Raw genomic sequence first — 18908 nt, 5'->3', positions numbered from 1 at the left:
GCGCCTTCGATGGAAGAGGTGTGAGCTCATTCACTCGTCAATAAAATCGAATTGTTTTTGACAAAAGGTTCGATATTATCGAAGTATGGAGATGCTCGATCCCGACCTGCTGAAAACCTTCCTCGCCTTCGTCGATGGCGGCTCGCTTGCAAAAGCCGCGTCCGCTGTCGGCCGCACGCCATCGGCGGTGACCGCGCAGATGCAGCGGCTGGAAGAGATCGTCGGCGAGCCGCTGCTCACCCCGCAGGGCAGGGGGCGCGGGCTGACGCCGGCCGGCGAAGACCTTGTCGGCCACGCGCGGCGCATCCTTGCCGTCCACACCGAGGCCTGGCTGGCGCTCAAAGGCGCGAGAGCCGGCGGCCGCATCGCCATCGGCACGACGCAGGATTTCGCCGATCACGGCCTGCCGGACCTGCTCAGGGCGTTCGCCGTCAGCCATCCGCGTGTACGGATCGAGCTGCGCGTCGGCCGTTCCCAGGAGCTCGGCTCGGCGCTGCAGGCGGGCCAGCTCGACCTCGCGATCACCATGCGCCATGCCGCGTCGCCGGACGAAGCGGCCGTGATCAGCGAGCCGATGCTGTGGCTCTGCTCGGAAAAAGGCCTAGCGACCCGGCAGGAAGCAGTCCCGCTGGCGCTGCTCGACCCCTATTGCGGCTTCCGCGAGGCTGCGCTCAATGCGCTCGACGCTGCTGGCCGCCGCTATCGCATCGCCGCCGGCAGCGCCAGCCTCTCAGGCCTGCGCACCGCGGTCGATGCCGGCATCGCGCTGACGCCGCGCACCCGGCGTTTCGCCCATTCCGGCATCGTGGAGGCGCCTCCCGAATTCGATCTCCCGCCATTGCCGATGGCCGACTTCGCCATCCGGCTCGGCCGTGAGGCCGAGCGTCCGGCAAGGGATCTGGCCGACCTGCTCGGCAGCGGCCTGGCCTTGCCGTCCTGAACGAAAAACCACTGCGTCATTCCCAGGGATTCCCCAAAGAAAAAGCCGACCTTTTTGCAGGTCGGCTTCTAGTCGGACGGGTCGAGGGGTTTGGGGGGACTTGGGGGGTGACCCGTCGATCCAATAATGCCCCAGGCGGATGATGGTTCCGTGACCCCGAAAAATATTTTTACGAACGCGCCGATTTGGCCTTCAGCCAGTCGCGCCCGGCATGGGCGAAAACCGCGCATAGCACGATGGCGCCACCGATGACGCTGGCCAATGGCGGGGCTTCGCCGAGGAAGACCAGGGCAAACAGGATGGCGAACGGCACCTCGGCCGAGCCGAGCAGGCCGGCTTCGGCGGATGGGATCAGCCGCGAGCCTTCCGTCCACAGGATCGAGGCCATGGCGAAGGAGCAGCCGAAGGCCCCAAGCAGCACCACGTCGCGAGCCGACACGGCGAGCGGGTCGGTGACGAACCAGCCGAGCACGAAGAGCAGGAAGGCCGAGACAGCACCAGCCCAGACGACGGGCGAATCGCGGAAGGCCCGCACCATGATCATATAGAGCGCGCTGCCGGCGGTCATCAGCAGTGCCAGCCCGTCGCCGAACAGATGGCCGTTGCCGAGGCCGGCGCCGACCATGATGGCGACGCCGCAGAGCGACACGGCGGCCGCGACCATCGTCTGCAGCCGGAATTTTTCCCGCACCAGCACGAAGGCAAGCAGCGCCGCGATGAAGGGCGAGGTCGCGTAGATCACCGCGACATTGGCCACATAGGTGAATTTGAAGGCCGAGATGAAGGCGATGCTGGCGGCAGCGCCCTCGATCGCAAGCAGCCAGCCACGCCAGCCGAGCTTCAGGCTTTCGCGCCCGCCCGAGCGGCGCCGGCGCCACAGCACATAGAGTGTGATCAGGATCGAGCCGACGAAGCCGCGCCAGCAGGTGATGGTCAGCGGATCGGCATGGATCGACTTGGTCAGCACGCCCGTGAGCGCGAAGGCTATCGCCGAGGCGGACACCAGGATGATGCCGAGCGTGCGCTCGGCCGCTGTGTCGGGGGCGGCAGGCGCGAGCTTTTCGGGCATGTCGAGCGTATCGGTCACGACGCCACCCTAGCCAGTTGCTCCTGACAGCCTTCCGTCATGAGGCCTGCTCCCGTTTGCGGAAACGCTCGTTGCCGACGACCAGCAGGCCGGCGCCGATGATCAGCGCCGCGCCCATGAACACTTCCGCGCGCGGCACGTCGCCCCAGATGGCGTAGCCCAGCGCGAAGGCCCACACCAGCGAAGTGTATTCGAACGGCGCCACGATCGACACCCGCGCGCGCTTCATGCCTTCGAACAGCATATATTGCGCCACGCCGCCGAGCGCTCCGACGCTGAGAAGCAACAGCAGCTGAGTTCCGTCCGGCATGCGCCACCAGATCAACGCCGGCACGGCCGAGAACAGCAGGAAGTAGAAATTGTTGAGCACCAGCAGGATCATCGTGCGCTCCTGCATGGCGGTCTTGCGCATTAGCACCACGGCGATGCCCCAGAACACGGCCGCCGCCAGCACCAGCAGGACCGGGAGAGATATGCCTAGCCGGGTCGGATCGCAGGCGATGAAGACGCCGACGAAACCGATGAACACCGCGATCCAGCGCGGCAGCGGCACCGTCTCGCCCAGGATCAGCACAGACAGCACGGTGACGATGATCGGCGCGGCGTAATAGATGGTGGTGAGCTCGGCGAGCTGCAGCGAGCGCGCCGCATTGTAGTAGCAGAGCCAGGCGGCGAGCGTGAAGGCACTGCGCACCAGCATCGGCCTGACGATCGGCGATGCTATCGTGTCGGCGAACAGCCGCTTCCCGCCGATCGCGCCGCAGGCGACAAGCACCGTGATCGAGCGGAAGAACATGATCTGCCAGACCGTCATGCCGGCGACCAGAAGCTTGATCGAGGCATCCTGCGCCGAAAACAGAAAATAGGCGGCAGCCGTGAACAGGATGCCGGCCAGCACCCTTTCGCGGCTTTCGAGGACGACGACATCGGCCATGGTATCGATCTGCTTGCCTGAAGGTGGCAGCTATACGAGTGAACGCAAGGGCTGCGCTGCTCCAGCAGGGCGCTTGCGTTGGCGCAGGGATGGCAAACCCTGCACCGGATGATAGCGTGGCCAAGGCTGGGGAGGAGCATCGGGTGAAAGCAATCTTTGTGGCGGGCGCAATGCTGATCGGGAGCGCGGATATCTCCGGCGCCGAAACCGTTTACCGCTATGCGCACGGCCCTTCGACGATGTGCGACATCCACGGTGCCGGCACGGCGGATTTTCTCAGGCAGGTGCGGGCGAGCCTCCATCAAGCCCCGGCATCAGATCGCTTCGACGTGTTCGTCGCTGACGACGGAGTGACGCAATGGGTTTTTACAAAGCCCTCCGAGAAGGCCTATCCCGCCGTCGCCTGCCGGTGGCTGGGCAAGGACTCGCAAGGCCATTGGATCATAAAACGGAAAATCCGCTGCGAGGCTGATCGCGCTGCCTGTGACAGGTTGGCCGACGAATTCGCGAATCTCGACGACCGGTTGCGACGCTCGTTGGCGGACAAGAATTAAGGTGTTCGCGATGACCTACGACCGCGCTTGGCTCGAAGAAGCCGTCCGCTCCAAATCGCGCCCGCGCCTGCTGTTCTTCTGGGGCCACCAGCCCTCGAAGGACGGCAGCATCACGGTATCCTGTTTCAGCCAGTGGTGGCCGGCGCCCTTCACCGTTGCCGGTTCGCGCTATGCGACGGCCGAACACTGGATGATGGCATCCAAGGCGCGCCTGTTCGGCGACGCCGAGATGGCGGCGCGGATAGTGGAGGCCGGCAGCCCCAAGCAGGCGAAGGAATTGGGCCGCAAGGTCAAGGGCTTCGATGGCGCGCTGTGGGATCGCGAGAAGAACGGCATCGTCGCCGAGGGCAGCTTTCAGAAATTCAGCCAGAACAAGGATCTGGGCGCGTTTCTGCTCGCGACTGGCGACAAGGTGCTGGTCGAGGCGAGCCCTGTCGACCGCATCTGGGGCATCGGCCTCGCGGCCGATGACGAGAAGGCCGCCAATCCGTTGCTGTGGCGCGGTGAGAACCTGCTTGGCTTTGCCCTGATGCAGGCGCGGGACCGCTTGCAAGCGAAGGCAGCTTAGCGCTCACTGCGTCGCCTGGTAGAGCTCCGATGCCGCGTCCTTCAGCGCGCGTCGCCCGTCCGGCCGCAGATACATCATGTGGCCGCCCTCGACGACGTCGAGCCGGATCGGCTTGGCGTCGGCGAGCGTTGGCAACTGGTTCACCAGATAGCGCGAGGCGAGATAGGGCGTGACGAGATCGGTGTAGCCGTTGACGATGACGACGCCGAGCGCCGGGTTGAGCGAGCGCGCCCGCTGCAGGTCGTTCATCACCCCTGCATAGCCCTGGCCCGAGGTGCCGTAATCCCAGTTGTGGCTGATCTCGCCATTGAGCAGCCGGTAGCTGACATCGGTGCGGTAGTCGAGCTCGTCGCGGGCGTAGGCGACGAAGGCCGAGGTCAGCACCGGAATGCTGCGGTCGAGCACCGGATCGGGGCCGGCGTCGCGCGGGCTTTGCGGCTCGATGTCGGCGGTGCCGACGGTGGCGTCATAGGGGCTGAGCACCTTGCCCGTGGCGCGCTGGAATTCCTTGGCGAAAAACCCTGTCGGGATGCGGGCGAAATTGCGTTGAACGAGTTCGAGCGGCAGGCCGGTGATCTCCGAAACGCGCCCGCTGGCGAGCTTGCCGCCTTGCTCCAGTCCGCTGTTCAACGCCGTCAGGTAATCGCCGAGCGCGTAACGCTCGACTTCGGCCAGCCTGTCGCGCAGCGCATCGCCGCTCAAGCCATCGCCCTTCAGCCGCGTCGCCGCCAGCGACGGCAGTTCGAGCGCCCAGTGCAACTGGTCGAACTGGTCAGGGCGCACCAGCATGAATTCCAGCGCCGGCGAGATCAGCACGATGCCGCTGGGGCTGAGGCCCACATCCTCCTGCAGCGTGCGCGCAAGCAGCGCCGCGCGGAAGCCGCCATAGCTTTCGCCGGCGAGGAATAGTGGCGCTTCGGTGCGGCCGTTCTGCGCCAGATAGAGCCGGATGAAGGCGCCGACCGAGCTGGCGTCGGCGTCGACGCTCCAGAATTCCTTCGGCTCGTGCCCCGGCGCCTCGCGGCTGTAGCCGGTGCCGACCGGATCGACGAAGACGAGATCGCTCATGTCGAGCCAGCTGTCGGGATTGTCGATCAGCTTTTGCGGCGGCCGCAGGAATTCGCCGTCGGCAGCGGTCTCGACGATGCGCGGTCCGATCGCGCCGAGATGCAGGTAAGCCGACGCCGCGCCCGGCCCGCCATTGAAGACGAAGGTGATCGGTCGGTCCTTCGCCGGGGCGGGCGACTGCTGCGTGTAGGCGACATAAAAGATCTCGGCCGTGACCTCGCCCTTGCCCGACAAGAGCGACAGCGTGCCGGCCTTGGCCTGGTAATCCAGCTTGCGCCCGCCAAGCGTGATCGAATGCTCGGTCACCTGCGGCGGCGGCAACAGCGACAGCACGCCACCGGCCGGCGCCGGCCGCTCCGGCGTTTCGGCGAGGGCCGGTCGGGCGAGGGCGGCGAGCAGCAGGAGGATGAGGGGAACGAGCTTGGATCGCATGACAACTCCGCTGGAAACGATCTCCGCAAAGGTATGGCTAGGGCCGGCGAAGTCAAATGGGCGTCTCAGAACTTGGGTTCCTCGCCCCCGCCAAAGGCGGGGGAGAGGTGGCCGCGGAGCGGACGGAGAGGGGGCCTTCGTAGGGCGCTCCCCCTCTCCGTCTCGGCTTCGCCGAGCCACCTCTCCCCCACTTCATGGGGGCGAGGAACCCAGCTGGAATTATGTGCTATCAACTGCCAACACCGCTGAAAGGAAATTCGCCTTTATGGACGCGACCGCACTCAAGGCCATGCAGGCGCCGCTGAAGGAAGCCTATCGCGACGATGCCGCGCGAGCGCTGATCACGCTGAGAGCCCGCGGTACGCTCGACGACCAGTCGATCGCCTGCAAGGTGGAGACGGGCAGGGCGCTTGCCGTCGCAGGCCTACATCCGGCGACCGGCGGCTCGGGCCCAGAGCTATGCTCCGGCGACATGCTGCTCGAGGCGCTGGTCGCCTGCGCCGGCGTGACGCTGAAGGCGGTGGCGACGGCGCTGGAGTTCAAGCTCGGCAACGCCACTGTCGAGGCCGAGGGCGACCTCGATTTTCGCGGCACCCTCGGCGTCGCCAGGGACGCACCGGTCGGCTTCCGCGAGATAAGGCTGAAATTCGACCTCGACACCGACGAGCCGCGGGAGCGCATCGATTCGCTGATGAAGCTCACCTAGCGCTACTGCGTGGTGTTCCAGACGATCAACAACAAGCCGGCGTTGAGTGTGAGCGGACAGCGCTGAGCGTCGCTACTGCGCCGACGGCGTCTCCGCGTCCCCTTCATCGGTAAACGGCGAGGCGCTCGGCACGCATTGGACGGCCCAGCCCTGCGGGGTCGGCTGCTTCTGATATTCGGTGATGGCGTTGGTGCACTGTTCGCGGGTGTCGAAGGTGCTGGGCAGCACCACCATGCCGCCCTGCGGGCCGGCGATCACCAGATACCAGACCAATGCTACGCTGGGGGTGGCAGCCATGGGCATTCCTCACTTTGCTCAAATGTCGGATTCGGACCGATCCTAGCAAGTCCCTCGGTACGGCGAAAGCAGGGCGGCGGCACACGCTTCCACCGCCCCGGTCACAGACCCGTGAACGATCGAGCTACTCGGTCGCGAAGCAGTAGAACAGGCCGTCGCCGCCCGTGCCCTTGAGCGCCTCCTGGCTGCAGCCGCCGCGCGAGGCGTGCGAGGAATTCCACGACTTCGCCGCCGCCGATTCGTCGAGCCCTGTGCGGTCGTGATGTCCCATCATCGCCGCGCCCTCGGCGCCGCTCATCGTCCAGTCGCCGCAGGTCTGGTCGGCGATCTTCGTGCCGTCGGGCTTGGAGCCGGTCAGCATGTCATGGCGGTTCGGCTTGTCGCCGCGGCCATTGACCACTTCGCCTTTCTCGGTCAGCGCCGTCTGCTTTGTAATGCCGTTGGCGTCGCCGTGCAGCGAGGCGACGTCGTCGGCGATCTTCTCGCCCTTGGCGTTGAACCACGGGCCTTTGCCGATGCGGTCGCGCGCGTCTTCGGTGCTGGAGGAAAGATAGGCATGCCAGGTCTTGCCGGTGACGCCGGCCGCTTCCGCCAGCGAGGCGCAATGCGCATCGGCACCCTTCAGGCCACCGAGATCGGCGCCCTTGCCGGAGCCGGCGCTGGTGACGAAGAAGCTCATGCTCTTGTCTTGCGAGAGGGCTGCGCCGGCAGATGCGGCAAGCGTCGCGGCAGCGGCGATGGCGGCAACGAGAATGGGTCTACGCATGTCGGTCCTCCGGTTTCGAATGCCTTTGCATTCGAAGAACGTTGCCGGAGGCCTGTTTAATCCGTCCTGGGCTTCGTTTTATTCCGGCTGCCTGTAGGCGACGAAGCGGTTGTGCTTGGCCTGGAAGATCAGGCCCGTCTCCTTCAGTTCGGGGCTTGCCAGGGGCACGATGCGTTTGGCGATCTCGGACGGGTGCGGCAGCGTCTCCGGATCCTCGCCGGGCATGGCTTGCGCGCGCATCGCCGTGCGCGTCGCGCCGGGGTCGGCGGCATTGACCCTCAACGCCAGCGTCTCGGTCTCATGCGCCCAGGACCGCATCATCGTTTCCACGGCGGCCTTCGAGGCCGCGTAGGGCGCCCAGAAGGCGCGCGCCGAATGCGCCGCGTTGGACGACAGGATGATGGCACGGCCGGCGTCGGAGAGCCTGAGCAGCGGGTCGACCGAACGGATCAGCCGCCAGGTCGAGGTGACGTTGACGGTCATCACCTTCTCGAAGGTCTTGGCTTCGACATGGCCGATCGGCGAGATCACGCCGAGCACGCTGGCGTTCGCCACCAGGATGTCGAGCTTGCCCCAGCGCTCATGGATCGCGCCGCCGAGCCGGTCGATGCCGGCCATGTCTGCAAGATCGAGCGGCACCAGCGTCGCCTGTCCGCGCCCGTCGGCCTTGATCTGGTCGTCCAGCTCTTCCAGTCCGCCGACCGTGCGCGCCACCGCGATGACATGCGCGCCGGCCGCCGCCAACTCCCTGGCTATGAAATAGCCGATGCCGCGCGAGGCGCCGGTGACGACCGCCACGCGGCCGGAAAGGTCGAGGGTCATACAGGAATTTCCGTGAGCTAAAGCAATTCCAGGAAAAGTGTTTAGCGGTTTTCCGTCCGGAATTGCGTCAAAACAAATATTGCGGCTTACGATCCGCTCGACGCCAGCAGCGACAGCGTGCGCACATTGTCGTGGCCTTCGAAGTCGAGCAGGCGGGTGGGGTATTGGCCGGTGAAGCAGGCGTCGCAGAATTGCGGCTGGTCGTTGTCGCGGCGCGCTTCGCCGACAGCGCGGTAGAGGCCGTCGATGGTAAGGAAGCCGAGCGAATCGACACGGATGAACTCGGCCATTTCCTCGATCGACATGCGCGATGCGAGCAGCTTCGACTTCTCCGGCGTGTCGACGCCATAGAAACAGGATGCGCCGGTCGGCGGCGAGGCGATGCGCATATGCACTTCCCTCGCGCCGGCATCGCGCACCATCTGCACGATCTTCTGGCTGGTGGTGCCGCGCACGATCGAATCGTCGACCAGCACCACGCGCTTGCCCTCGATCATGCGGCGGTTGGCATTGTGCTTGAGCTTGACGCCCATATGGCGGATGGAATCGCCCGGCTGGATGAAGGTGCGCCCGACATAGTGGTTGCGGATGATGCCGAGTTCGAAGGGAATGCCCGCCGCCTGGGAAAAGCCGATCGCGGCCGGCGTGCCGGAATCCGGCACCGGCACGACGATGTCGGCCTCGACCGGGCTTTCCTGCGCCAGCTCGGCGCCGATGCGCTTGCGAACTTCATAGACGTTGCGGCCCTCGACCGACGAATCCGGTCGCGCGAAATAGACATATTCGAATATGCAGAAGCGGGTCTTCTGCGGCTCGAACGGGAACAGGCTCTCTACGCCCTTGGAGGTGATGACCACCATCTCGCCGGGCTTGATGTCACGCACGAAGCGGGCGCCGATGATGTCGAGCGCGCAGGTCTCCGAAGCAAGGATCCAGGCGCCGTCGAGGTCGCCCAGCACAAGCGGGCGGATGCCGAGCGGGTCGCGGCAGCCGATCATCTTCTTGGCCGTCATCGCCACCAGCGAGAAGGCGCCTTCGACCTGGCGCACGGCATCGATGAAGCGGGAATTGAGATCGCGCTCCTTGCTGGTCGCGACCAGGTGCAGCAGCGTCTCGGTGTCGGAGGTAGAGGAGAAGATCGAGCCCTGCTTCTGCAGCGCGCGCTGCACGGTGAGCGCATTGGTGAGGTTGCCGTTGTGGGCGACCGCCAGGCCGCCTTCGGCAAGCTCGGCGAAGAAGGGCTGGATGTTGCGAATGCCCGCGCCGCCCGTCGTGGCGTAGCGTGTGTGGCCGATGGCGCGGTTACCTTGCAGCCTGTCCATGACGCCTTGCTTGGTGAAGGTGTCGCCGATCAGGCCGACATGGCGTTCGACATGGAACTGGGTGCCGTCGTAGGAGACGATGCCGGCCGCTTCCTGGCCGCGATGCTGCAGGGCGTGCAGGCCGAGTGTGACGATGGCCGCCGCGTCCTGCCGGCCGAAGATGCCGAACACGCCGCATTCGTCGTGGAAATGATCGTCGGCCTCGGCGGAAAGGACCTTGCCTCTATCTGCCGTTGAGTCTGCCATCTGGTGCTCAAGCTCCGCTAAAGCTGCCATATAGGGCCATCGCTCGCCGAACGCAACGCATGCCGGCGGGCATTGACAAATAGGATGAGGGCAGGCCGCCAGGGCCTGCCAAGTCAGTTTGCCGGCGCAGGCGCAGGCGCTGGCGCCGGGGCGGGCGCAGGCGTGGCCGGCTCGTTGTCGGCTGGAGCCTCGCCCTCAGTGTCGTCGGGCGCCGTCGCGTTGTCGTCGCCGGCTGCGGGCGGCTCCGCCGCGGGCTGGTCGCCGGTGGCCGGCGCGCCGGCCTGCGGCGTGCCCTTATGCGTGTATTTGTTGACCAGTTCCTCGGTGTTTTCAGGCAGCACGCTTTCGAGCTTGGCTCCGATCGACTCGAGCAGCGGCCGCGACTTGGCGTTGGCGACCCAGGCAGGCGCCTTGGCGCCGGCCAGCCAGTTGAAGAACAGAAGCGCCACGGCGACCACCAGGATGCCGCGCGCCGCGCCGTAGAGGAAGCCGAGCGTGCGGTCGAGCGCGCCGATGCGCGAATCGATGATCCAGTCGGCGAGCTTCATGGTGATGACGGAGACGACGATCAGCGCGATGAGGAAGACGACGCCCGCGGAAGCCGCCATCGCGATCTTGTCGTTCTCGATATAGGGCTGAACATAGGGCAGCACCGGCTTGTAGAAGAAGAACGCCGCTGCCGCCGCCGCTGCCCAGGAAACCACCGACAGCACTTCGCGGGAGAAGCCGCGCACCATGGCGAGCATTGCTGAGACCAGGGTGAAGCCGACGAGAATTCCGTCAAGCAGCGTAATCGGCATGGTTCTCGCCCCACTTCCTGTCTTACGGCCCGACGAGCCGCGTCACTCATCGTCGTCGGCACGGCCGCGCCGTGAGCCGGCTATACGCGCCACAAGGTCGGCAAGCTCGGTGGGCTGAAACGCGCCGGCCCCGATCCCCCCGGCGATTTCCTCGCTGCCGAGCGGCAGCACCGCGCTTCCAAAACCCAGCTTTTCGGCTTCTTTGAGACGCTGCTGCGCATGCGCAACCGGCCTCACCGCACCCGATAGGCTGATTTCGCCGAAATAGACGCAATCGGCGGGAAGGGCAAGACCGGTGAGCGAGGAAACCAGCGCGGCGGCGACCGCGAGATCGGCCGCCGGCTCCGAGATCCGGTAGCCGCCGGCGACGTTGAGATAGACGTCATGCTGGCCGAAGCGGACGCCGCAATGCGCCTCCAGCACGGCGAGCACCATAGACAAACGCGCGCCGTCCCAGCCGACCACGGCGCGGCGCGGCGTGCCGAGCGAGGAGGGCGCGACCAGCGCCTGGATCTCGACCAGCACCGGCCTGGTGCCTTCCATGCCGGCAAAAACCGCGGCGCCCGGCGATTTCGCGTGGCGTTCGCCGAGGAACAGCTCGGATGGATTGGAAACCTCGCGCAGGCCCTTGTCCGACATTTCGAACACGCCGATCTCGTCGGTCGGCCCAAAACGGTTCTTCACCGTGCGCAGGATGCGGAAGTGGTGATTGCCTTCGCCCTCGAAATAGAGCACGCCGTCGACCATGTGCTCGACGACGCGCGGTCCGGCGATCTGGCCTTCCTTGGTGACATGGCCGACGAGCACGATCGCAGCACCTGTGGATTTCGCGTAGCGGATCATGGCTTGAGCAGCGGCGCGCACCTGGGTGACGGTGCCCGGCGCCGAATCGGCAAGGTCGGTCCACAGCGTCTGGATGGAATCGAGGATGACGAGGTCCGGCCGCTTGCCGTCGGCGATGGTCGCCAGGATGTCCTCGACATTGGTTTCGGCGGCGAGCTCGACCGGCGTTGAGGCGACGCCGAGCCGCTGCGCCCGCAGCCTGATCTGCGCCACCGCCTCCTCGCCCGAAACATAAACGATGCGGTGGCCCTTCGAGGCGAGCGCCGCCGCGGCTTGTGTGAGCAGCGTCGACTTGCCGATGCCGGGATCACCGCCGACCAGCAATGCCGAGCCGCGCACGAAGCCGCCGCCGGTGGCGCGGTCGAGCTCGCCGATGCCCGAGACGATGCGCGGCGCATCCTCGATGTCGCCGGACAGGCTGGTGAGCACCACGGCGCGGCCCTTGCGGGTGTTGCGCGTGTTCGCCGGCCCCGAGCCGATGCCGCCCGACGTGCCTTCCTCGACCAGCGTGTTCCACTCGCCGCAGGCATCGCATTTGCCGGCCCAGCGCTGATGCACCGAGCCGCAATTCTGGCAGATGAACTGAACCCGCGATTTGGCCACGCTGTTACCTTTTTGGCTTTGGGCGGACGCCGCGTTCCTTCGCGCCCCCCTCTGTCCTGCCGGACATCTCCCCCACTTGGGGGAAGATCGGACCGCACGACGGGTTTCGCCAATTTTCAACGTTGCAGAACAGAGTGCCGGCGAAGGCGGCAGCTAATCTCCCCCCTTGTGGGGGAGATGTCCGGCAGGACAGAGGGGGGCGCCGTGGAGCGCCAACGCCCATCGCTTTTGCTGCGGTCCCGAGCAAGCGCCTACTCAAACCTCTCCGGCAGATGATGCTCTTCGGCCAGATCCGAGAAGCGCGTGAACTCGCCGTGGAAGGCGAGGCTGACCGTGCCGGTCGGTCCGTGACGCTGCTTGGCGACGATGCACTCGGCCTTGCCGCGCGCCTCGTTCATCTCGTTTTCCCATTTGATGTATTCGTCGGTGCCGAGCTTCGGCTCGCGGTTCTTGAGGTAATATTCCTCGCGGTAGACGAACAGCACCACGTCGGCGTCCTGCTCGATGGAGCCGGATTCGCGCAGGTCCGAGAGCTGCGGGCGCTTGTCGTCGCGGCTTTCGACCTGACGCGACAGCTGCGACAGCGCGATGATCGGCACGCCGAGCTCCTTGGCCAGCGCTTTCAGGCCCGTGGTGATCTCGGTGATTTCCTGCACGCGGTTCTGCGAGGCCTTGGCGCTCGAGCCCTGCATCAGCTGGATATAGTCGATGACGATGAGATCGAGGCCGCGCTGGCGCTTCAGCCGGCGCGCGCGGGCGGCAAGCTGCGCGATCGAGATGCCGCCGGTCTGGTCGATGAACAGCGGGATCTTCTGCATCGTCTGCGAGCAGGCGACGAGCTTTTCGAAATCCATCTCGGTGATCTCGCCGCGGCGGATCTTTGACGACGAGATCTCGGTCTGCTCGGAAATGATGCGGGTGGCGAGCTGCTCCGACGACATTTCCAGCGAGAAGAAGCCGACGACTCCGCCATTGGCGGCCTTGAACGAGCCGTCGGCCTGCTGCGCCGGCCGGTAGGCTTCGGCGATGTTGAAGGCGATGTTGGTGGCCAGAGAGGTCTTGCCCATGCCCGGGCGCCCGGCGAGCACGATAAGGTCCGAGGGCTGCAGGCCGCCCATGCGGCGGTCGAGGTCGCGCAGGCCGGTCGAGATGCCGGACAGATGGCCGTCGCGCATATAGGCGGCATTGGCCATGTCGACGGCGGTCTTGACCGCATCGTTGAAGCTCTCGAAGCCGCCGTCGTAGCGGCCGGTTTCGGCGAGCTCGAACAGGCGCCGCTCGGCGTCCTCGATCTGGTCGGACGGCGACATGTCGACCGGCGCGTCATAGGCGATGTTGACCATGTCCTCGCCGACGGTGATCAGCGCCCGGCGCGTCGCGAGGTCGTAGATGGCGCGGCCGTAGTCGGTGGCGTTGACGACGGTGACGGCTTCCACTGCCAGCCGCACGACATATTGCGCCACCGTCATGTCGCCGACCTTCTCGTCGGCTGGCAGGAAGGTCTTCAGCGTGATCGGCGTCGCGATCTTGCCCATGCGGATGAGTTCGGCCGCGACCTCGAAGATGCGGCGGTGCAGCGGCTCGTGGAAATGCGCCGGCTTCAAAAAGTCCGAGACACGGTAGAAGGCGTCGTTGTTGACGAGGATGGCGCCAAGCAACGCCTGCTCGGCCTCGATGTTGTTCGGTGCCTCGCGATAAAGCGGCGTCTCCGCCGCGCCGAATTTTCTCGCCGCCTCTGCCATGATGTCCCCGATTTCGATCCCGGCCTTTCGATATCAGAACTGGAAAAATCGGTGCTGACTTATCTGCAACAGTGAGGATCCAACCGGCCTTGATGCTCGCGATTCACAGCCAAAATTTTTTGGTGGAAAGAATCGTCATTGACTCGAATCGGAAGGAACGACGATAGCGCTTCTCGTATGAGAACAAAACAGGAAAATACTTATGCTAGCGTATCGCCCCAGTCCGCCCGCCGCGCGGCCTTGAAGACATCGCCGTCGCGCTTGCTGAACAGTTGCTCGCGGGCGCCGCCGTCGGGGCGGCAGAGTTTCAGCACCACCTTGCCGGAGCCACCCTTCGGCGGCGCGATCACCCGTGCCGGGCGCGCCGGTGTCGGCCGCCTGGAGGCGGCGAGGTAAATGAACTTCTCGTCCTCCCATGGCACCTCGGCCTCCTTGACGAGGCGATGCAGGCGCGAGCGGGCGACGCGGCGGGCGAAATGGCACCAGTCGGGCGGCGCGAGCGGACAGGGCGCCGCGTGCGGGCAGGGCGCCAGGACATGCGCGCCCACCGTGATCAGTTGCTGCCGCGCGGCAAGAATGCGCTGCCAGCCGGCGGGCGTGCCAGGCTCGACGATGAGAAGCGTGTCGGCCGTGAGCCGCCAGAGCCGGTCGATGAGTTTCGGCAGCGATAAAGGTACGATCTCGTCCAGCATATAGGCGGCGCTGACGAGGTCTGCGGGCTCGATGCCGTCAAGGTCGATGGTCGCGTCGCCGGCGATCCAGTCGGTGCGGGCCGCGATCGCGTCTCCCGCCAGCGACTGACCGGCCTTGCGCACGGCAGCGCTTGCCTCGACCAGAACCGCCCGTTCGAGCTCGGGCCATGCGTCCGTCGTGGCCCAAAGCATGGTGCCAGGCCCGGCGCCGATATCGAGCAGGCTCGCCGGCCGGAAATCCGGCCTTGCGTCGGCCAACGCCTCGAGGCTGGCGCGCACGGCGGCATAGGTGGCGGGCAGCCTTGTCGCCAGATAGGCCTTGACCGCCATGTCCTCGCCCATATGCAGGCGGCCGTCGCGCAACTCGGCTCGGTAGCGTTCCGAAAGCGTCTTCGCGGCCTGTTTCAACGCCGGCAGCGGCACCTTTTCGAGGAGACCGTCGACGCCTTGGCGGAGCATAGGGGGGAGCTCCATCGCTCAAACCCCGCGCGGCGCCAGTAGGATGACGGAAGCGCCGATGATGCAGAGCGCTGCGCCCGCCAGGTCCCAGCGGTCGGGACGCGCGCCCTCGACCAGCCACAGCCAGCCGAGCGAGGCGGCGATGTAGATGCCGCCATAGGCGGCGTAGGCGCGGCCCGCGGCGTTCGTATCGACCAGCGACAGCAGGAAAGCGAACAGCGCCAGCGAGACGAGGCCGGGGAGGAGCCAGAGCGGCGACTTCTCCAGCCGCCACCACGCCCAGAACGAGAAGCAGCCCGCGATCTCGGCAAGGGCTGCTGCGGTGTAGATGAGGTAGGTCATGAAAAAGGTCTCGCGAACGAGACCTTTTTCGTGGCGTCAGGCCGCAATGGCAAGCGGCAATGCGTGTCTATTCCACTGCCTTGCGTCGGCGGCTCGGCTTGGGCGGCACGGGCGCCGCCGGCTCCTGGTGGCCGATATCGCGCAGTTCCAGCGCTTTCTCGCATTTGGCGATATAGTCGCGCGTCACCGGCAGCGTGTCGTTCTTCTTGGCGAGCTGGAACTGGAAGATCACCAGGTCCTGCCAGCGGAAGGCGGCTTCCGACGCGGCGAGATAGAACTCCCACATCCTGCAGAAGCGCTCGTCATAGATCGCTTTCGCCTTGTCGCGGTTGGCGGCGAAGCGCTCGCCCCAATGCTTCAGCGTATCGGCGTAATGCAGCCGCAGGATCTCGATGTCGGTGACGACCAGGCCCGACTTCTCGATCGCCGGCATCACTTCGGAAAGCGCCGGGATATAGCCGCCCGGAAAAATATATTTGCGCACGAAAGCGCTGGTCGCCCACGGCACGCCGGAGCGGCCGATGGTATGGAGCAGCATCACGCCGTCGGGCTTGAGCAGCGTCGCCGCCTTGTCGAAGAAGGTGCGGTAGTGGTTGACGCCGACATGTTCGAACATGCCGACCGAGACGATGCGGTCGAAGCGCTCGTTGATGTGCCGATAGTCCTTGAGCTCGAAATGCACGCGGTCCTGCAGCCCCTGCGCATGCGCGCGGTCGGTGGCGACGCCATGTTGCTCGGTCGACAGCGTCACGCCTTGCACGTCGACGTCGAAGGCCTTGGCGAGATAGATGCCGAGGCCGCCCCAGCCGGAGCCGATGTCGAGCACGGTCTGGCCGGGCTTCAGCCTCAGCTTGGCGGCGATGTGGCGCTTCTTGGCAAGCTGCGCTTCGTCCAGCGTCATGTCGGGCTGCTCGAAATAGGCGCAGGAATACTGCATGTCCTCGTCGAGGAAGAGCTTGTAGAGCTCGCCCGACAGGTCGTAGTGGCGCTCGACGTTGCGGCGCGAGCGCGCGGCGGTGTTGACCTGCTGCAGACGGCGGAAGGCATGGCGCAGGCCCTCGATCGCCTTCGACCAGGACACGTCGATGCCGCTCGAGCCCATGTTCTGGAACGCGATACGCATCAGCCCGAGAACGCCGCCCTCGAGCACATCCAGCTCGCCATCCATATAGGCTTCGGGCACGGCCAGCATCGGGTCGAAGCTGATGGCGCGCTCTGCATGCATGGTCTTGATGTGGATATGCACCGGCTCGCCACTGCCGTCGCCGAACTTGTGCGTCGTCCCCTTCGGCCCGGTCACCTTGAGGTCGCCGGCCCGCACCAGGCGTTCGAGAACGTGTTTCAACAGGATATTCATGACCAAATGTCCCCTCAGTCGGATCACCCGGTAATCGGACTGGAATGCCAGAACGAAAGTGCCACAGCGCGACGCCCGCGTCCAATCGACGCGCCACACTGTAATTCTGCATCAAGATATAGGGGTTCGGAAAGTTCCGTTTGGCACAAAAACGCCCGGGTCGCAGACCCGGGCGTTAGTCCAGAAATTCTGGAGGCCTTTAACCGAAGCGATGCCTCGGTCGTGTGGTCGATCAGGCGTTCTCTTCGCCGCCCTCGAACTCGGCGTTCGGGTCGAAGAAATTCTCCGGCCGGGCATTGTCGTTGATGTCGTCGCCATAGATGGCTTCGGCGGTGGTCAGCGTCTCGCCCTTGGCCTGGCGCTCCGCCTCGTCGGCCGAACGGGCGATGTTGAGCGTCACGGTGACCTGGACCTCCGGATGCAGCGCGATCGCCACATTGGACAGGCCGATGGTCTTGATCGGCTGGTTGAGCTCGATCTGGTTGCGGTTGACGGTGAAGCCTTCGGCAATCAGCAGGTCGGCGATGTCGCGGGTCGACACCGAGCCGTAGAGCTGACCGGTCTCGCCGGCCGAGCGCACCACGATGAAGCTCTTGCCGTCGAGCTTCTCGGCGACCTGGGTGGCCTCGGACTTGCGCTCGAGGTTACGGGCTTCGAGCTGGGCGCGCTGGCCCTCGAACTTCTTCTTGTTGGCTTCGTTGGCGCGCAGCGCCTTGCCCTGCGGCAAAAGGAAATTGCGGGCGAACCCGTCCTTGACCTTCACGGTCTCGCCCATCTGGCCGAGACGGGAAATGCGCTCGAGGAGAATGACTTCCATTGTCTTGTTCCTTCGTTCGGGCACCGATCGCGGGATCGGCGCGGAAATTGAGTGGAACAGGTCAGGAAGCAAAAAGGGCGTTGTCGCCGGTGTCGCTGTCCTGCCTGTCGCGGCAGTTAGAGGCTTTTCACCTCAACTCGGGATTTGATGGTCGAACCGGTCGTGCCCGTCACGGCCGGCGGAACGGGCAGGCGGCGAACCGCCTGCCCGGAAGTTTTAGCGAACCACGTAGGGCAGCAGGCCGAGGAAGCGGGCGCGCTTGATCGCCTTGGCGAGCTCGCGCTGCTTCTTCTGGCTGACGGCGGTGATGCGCGACGGCACGATCTTGCCGCGCTCGGAAATGTAGCGCTGCAGGAGACGCACGTCCTTGTAGTCGATCTTGGGCGCATTGGCGCCGGAGAACGGGCAGGTCTTGCGGCGGCGATGGAACGGACGCCGGGTCGGGATCTGGTTGATGTCGACCATTATTCTGCACCCCCTTCAGAGCTTTCGCGCGGACGGCGCGGACCACGGTCGCCGCCGTCACGGTCGCCGAACGAACGCGGACCACGGTCGCCGCGGTCACGATCGCCGAAGGAACGCGGGCCACGATCGCGGTCGCCGAAGCCGCCGCGCTCGGAGCGCTCTTCGCGCTTCTGCATCATCGCCGAAGCGCCTTCCTCATGCGCCTCGACCCTGACGGTGAGGAAGCGAAGGACGTCTTCCGACAGACCCATCTGACGCTCCATCTCGTTGAGCGCGGCCGGCGGGCAGGTGATGTCCATCAGCGTGTAGTAAGCCTTCCGGTTCTTCTTGACCCGGTAGGTGAGGGACTTCAGTCCCCAGTTCTCGATCCGGCCGACCGAGCCGCCATTCGCGGAGATGACGCCCTTGTACTGTTCGACAAGCGCGTCAACCTGCTGCTGCGACAGGTCCTGCCGGGCAAGAAACACATGTTCGTAAAGAGCCATTATGTTTTAGTGCCTTTCTTCGTTTCTCTGGACCGGCCCTCGCGGCTAAGCCTCTGCAACTTGTCTGACCCGCATGAAAACGGGGAAGAAAGGAGCATCGCGAGACGGTCGAGAGCGGAGACACGGGAGGCTAAAAGCGCATCTGGCTTCGTGTCGCGGCCTTCGAAAAGGCCACGGCCCTCCGTTCAGCCCCCAGCAAGGACCGGCAGATTGCGCGCGTCTATACAGCAATTCCGCCGGAAGGCAAGGCCCGGCCGACGTCATGTCGTAAGCACATGAGTTGTCCGGGTTAGGTAGCACACGAGTTGTCCGGTTTTATCGCCAGCGAATGGAGACTGGGGATGGGACGGACAGCATGGCTACAGGACCGGAGAATGCAGAAGTTTCGGGACGTTTTAAGCCGCTGGAATGGCGGCGATCTTTCGATGCTGGAGGCTGGTGAGCTACTGGGCATGTCGGAACGGCAATTTCGGCGTTATCGCGACCGCTACGAAGAGGCTGGGGAGGATGGCTTAAGGGACCGGCGTTTGGGCAAGCTTTCGACGCGTCGGGTGCCTGCGG

Annotated in this window: 20 protein-coding genes and 1 pseudogene; 5 read left to right on the top strand and 16 right to left on the bottom strand. The window is 65.4% G+C overall.

Annotated features, from left to right (window positions below):
• Positions 1–85: 85 nt before the first annotated feature.
• Complete coding sequence (locus tag DPM33_RS34725) at positions 86–940, top strand: LysR substrate-binding domain-containing protein (protein WP_112102000.1); 855 nt, start codon at positions 86–88, stop codon at positions 938–940.
• Positions 941–1109: 169 nt separating this feature from the next.
• Here DPM33_RS34725 and DPM33_RS34720 read toward each other — a convergent pair whose 3' ends face one another.
• Positions 1110–2009 carry a DMT family transporter gene (locus DPM33_RS34720; protein ID WP_112102022.1) on the bottom strand — a complete coding sequence of 300 codons (900 nt, stop codon included), beginning with the start codon at positions 2007–2009 and terminating at the stop codon, positions 1110–1112.
• Between the two features lie 55 nt (positions 2010–2064).
• Complete coding sequence (locus DPM33_RS34715; RefSeq protein ID WP_112101998.1) at positions 2065–2961, bottom strand: DMT family transporter; 897 nt, start codon at positions 2959–2961, stop codon at positions 2065–2067.
• 143 nt (positions 2962–3104) lie between these two features.
• On the opposite strand from DPM33_RS34715, the gene DPM33_RS34710 reads away from it, so the two are divergent.
• Together DPM33_RS34710 and DPM33_RS34705 are read left to right on the top strand one after the other, a co-directional pair.
• Positions 3105–3515 carry a hypothetical protein gene (locus tag DPM33_RS34710; RefSeq protein WP_167449316.1) on the top strand — a complete coding sequence of 137 codons (411 nt, stop codon included), beginning with the start codon at positions 3105–3107 and terminating at the stop codon, positions 3513–3515.
• A gap of 10 nt (positions 3516–3525) precedes the next feature.
• Complete coding sequence (locus DPM33_RS34705) at positions 3526–4083, top strand: riboflavin biosynthesis intermediates N-glycosidase (RefSeq protein WP_112102020.1); 558 nt, start codon at positions 3526–3528, stop codon at positions 4081–4083.
• Between the two features lie 3 nt (positions 4084–4086).
• Here DPM33_RS34705 and DPM33_RS34700 read toward each other — a convergent pair whose 3' ends face one another.
• The gene (locus DPM33_RS34700) at positions 4087–5583 is read right to left on the bottom strand and encodes a S10 family peptidase (RefSeq protein WP_112101994.1); all 1497 of its coding nucleotides are present in this window, start codon (positions 5581–5583) and stop codon (positions 4087–4089) included.
• 265 nt (positions 5584–5848) lie between these two features.
• On the opposite strand from DPM33_RS34700, the pseudogene DPM33_RS34695 reads away from it, so the two are divergent.
• Positions 5849–6355, top strand: a pseudogene (locus DPM33_RS34695) (OsmC family protein).
• Between the two features lie 6 nt (positions 6356–6361).
• Here the strand turns inward: DPM33_RS34695 and DPM33_RS34690 are convergent.
• From DPM33_RS34690 to rpsF, 13 genes are all read right to left on the bottom strand, one after another.
• Positions 6362–6586 (bottom strand): hypothetical protein, encoded by a 225-nt coding sequence (locus DPM33_RS34690; RefSeq protein ID WP_041008353.1) that lies wholly within the window; start codon positions 6584–6586, stop codon positions 6362–6364.
• Positions 6587–6710: 124 nt separating this feature from the next.
• Positions 6711–7352: a hypothetical protein gene (locus DPM33_RS34685; RefSeq protein WP_112101990.1), complete on the bottom strand. Its 642-nt coding sequence runs from the start codon at positions 7350–7352 to the stop codon at positions 6711–6713.
• Between the two features lie 78 nt (positions 7353–7430).
• On the bottom strand, positions 7431–8174 hold the full coding sequence (locus DPM33_RS34680) for an SDR family NAD(P)-dependent oxidoreductase (protein WP_112101988.1): 744 nt from the start codon (positions 8172–8174) through the stop codon (positions 7431–7433).
• 86 nt (positions 8175–8260) lie between these two features.
• Positions 8261–9742, bottom strand: a complete 1482-nt coding sequence (gene purF, locus DPM33_RS34675; protein WP_112101986.1) for an amidophosphoribosyltransferase — start codon at positions 9740–9742, stop codon at positions 8261–8263.
• Positions 9743–9855: 113 nt separating this feature from the next.
• On the bottom strand, positions 9856–10542 hold the full coding sequence (locus tag DPM33_RS34670; RefSeq protein ID WP_112101984.1) for a CvpA family protein: 687 nt from the start codon (positions 10540–10542) through the stop codon (positions 9856–9858).
• Between the two features lie 42 nt (positions 10543–10584).
• The gene (gene radA / locus DPM33_RS34665; RefSeq protein ID WP_112101982.1) at positions 10585–11988 is read right to left on the bottom strand and encodes a DNA repair protein RadA; all 1404 of its coding nucleotides are present in this window, start codon (positions 11986–11988) and stop codon (positions 10585–10587) included.
• Between the two features lie 251 nt (positions 11989–12239).
• The gene (locus DPM33_RS34655) at positions 12240–13730 is read right to left on the bottom strand and encodes a replicative DNA helicase (RefSeq protein ID WP_112101978.1); all 1491 of its coding nucleotides are present in this window, start codon (positions 13728–13730) and stop codon (positions 12240–12242) included.
• A 200-nt stretch (positions 13731–13930) separates the two neighbouring features.
• On the bottom strand, positions 13931–14896 hold the full coding sequence (locus DPM33_RS34650) for a small ribosomal subunit Rsm22 family protein (protein ID WP_112101976.1): 966 nt from the start codon (positions 14894–14896) through the stop codon (positions 13931–13933).
• A 3-nt stretch (positions 14897–14899) separates the two neighbouring features.
• Positions 14900–15223, bottom strand: a complete 324-nt coding sequence (locus tag DPM33_RS34645) for a YnfA family protein (RefSeq protein ID WP_112101974.1) — start codon at positions 15221–15223, stop codon at positions 14900–14902.
• Positions 15224–15290: 67 nt separating this feature from the next.
• Entirely contained in the window at positions 15291–16580 is a 1290-nt protein-coding gene (locus DPM33_RS34640; RefSeq protein WP_112101971.1) for a cyclopropane fatty acid synthase, read from the bottom strand.
• Positions 16581–16812: 232 nt separating this feature from the next.
• Positions 16813–17397: a 50S ribosomal protein L9 gene (gene rplI, locus DPM33_RS34635; RefSeq protein WP_112101970.1), complete on the bottom strand. Its 585-nt coding sequence runs from the start codon at positions 17395–17397 to the stop codon at positions 16813–16815.
• Positions 17398–17613: 216 nt separating this feature from the next.
• Positions 17614–17862 carry a 30S ribosomal protein S18 gene (gene rpsR, locus DPM33_RS34630; protein WP_006203718.1) on the bottom strand — a complete coding sequence of 83 codons (249 nt, stop codon included), beginning with the start codon at positions 17860–17862 and terminating at the stop codon, positions 17614–17616.
• Entirely contained in the window at positions 17862–18347 is a 486-nt protein-coding gene (gene rpsF, locus DPM33_RS34625; RefSeq protein WP_112101968.1) for a 30S ribosomal protein S6, read from the bottom strand. Before rpsF ends, rpsR begins: the two co-directional genes overlap by 1 nt.
• Before the next feature lie 374 nt (positions 18348–18721).
• Between rpsF and DPM33_RS34620 the strand changes: the two genes are divergently transcribed.
• Positions 18722–18908, top strand: a 187-nt coding sequence (locus DPM33_RS34620; protein ID WP_167449087.1) for a helix-turn-helix domain-containing protein, incomplete at its 3' end; no start/stop codon positions are given.

It is taken from the genome of Mesorhizobium hawassense (genome assembly GCF_003289945.1).
GTDB lineage: Bacteria > Pseudomonadota > Alphaproteobacteria > Rhizobiales > Rhizobiaceae > Mesorhizobium > Mesorhizobium hawassense.
This window is presented reverse-complemented; position numbering and strand designations above follow the sequence as displayed.

Excerpts from the sequence above, each read along its gene's own strand:
- DPM33_RS34725 (WP_112102000.1), top strand. The coding sequence starts at position 86 with ATGGAGATGCTCGATCCCGACCTGCTGAAAACCTTCCTCGCCTTCGTC.
- DPM33_RS34720 (WP_112102022.1), bottom strand. The coding sequence starts at position 2,009 with ATGCCCGAAAAGCTCGCGCCTGCCGCCCCCGACACAGCGGCCGAGCGC.
- DPM33_RS34715 (WP_112101998.1), bottom strand. The coding sequence starts at position 2,961 with ATGGCCGATGTCGTCGTCCTCGAAAGCCGCGAAAGGGTGCTGGCCGGC.
- DPM33_RS34705 (WP_112102020.1), top strand. The coding sequence starts at position 3,526 with ATGACCTACGACCGCGCTTGGCTCGAAGAAGCCGTCCGCTCCAAATCG.
- DPM33_RS34700 (WP_112101994.1), bottom strand. The coding sequence starts at position 5,583 with ATGCGATCCAAGCTCGTTCCCCTCATCCTCCTGCTGCTCGCCGCCCTC.
- DPM33_RS34690 (WP_041008353.1), bottom strand. The coding sequence starts at position 6,586 with ATGGCTGCCACCCCCAGCGTAGCATTGGTCTGGTATCTGGTGATCGCC.
- DPM33_RS34685 (WP_112101990.1), bottom strand. The coding sequence starts at position 7,352 with ATGCGTAGACCCATTCTCGTTGCCGCCATCGCCGCTGCCGCGACGCTT.
- DPM33_RS34680 (WP_112101988.1), bottom strand. The coding sequence starts at position 8,174 with ATGACCCTCGACCTTTCCGGCCGCGTGGCGGTCGTCACCGGCGCCTCG.
- purF (WP_112101986.1), bottom strand. The coding sequence starts at position 9,742 with ATGGCAGACTCAACGGCAGATAGAGGCAAGGTCCTTTCCGCCGAGGCC.
- DPM33_RS34670 (WP_112101984.1), bottom strand. The coding sequence starts at position 10,542 with ATGCCGATTACGCTGCTTGACGGAATTCTCGTCGGCTTCACCCTGGTC.
- DPM33_RS34655 (WP_112101978.1), bottom strand. The coding sequence starts at position 13,730 with ATGGCAGAGGCGGCGAGAAAATTCGGCGCGGCGGAGACGCCGCTTTAT.
- DPM33_RS34650 (WP_112101976.1), bottom strand. The coding sequence starts at position 14,896 with ATGGAGCTCCCCCCTATGCTCCGCCAAGGCGTCGACGGTCTCCTCGAA.
- DPM33_RS34645 (WP_112101974.1), bottom strand. The coding sequence starts at position 15,223 with ATGACCTACCTCATCTACACCGCAGCAGCCCTTGCCGAGATCGCGGGC.
- DPM33_RS34640 (WP_112101971.1), bottom strand. The coding sequence starts at position 16,580 with ATGAATATCCTGTTGAAACACGTTCTCGAACGCCTGGTGCGGGCCGGC.
- rplI (WP_112101970.1), bottom strand. The coding sequence starts at position 17,397 with ATGGAAGTCATTCTCCTCGAGCGCATTTCCCGTCTCGGCCAGATGGGC.
- rpsR (WP_006203718.1), bottom strand. The coding sequence starts at position 17,862 with ATGGTCGACATCAACCAGATCCCGACCCGGCGTCCGTTCCATCGCCGC.
- rpsF (WP_112101968.1), bottom strand. The coding sequence starts at position 18,347 with ATGGCTCTTTACGAACATGTGTTTCTTGCCCGGCAGGACCTGTCGCAG.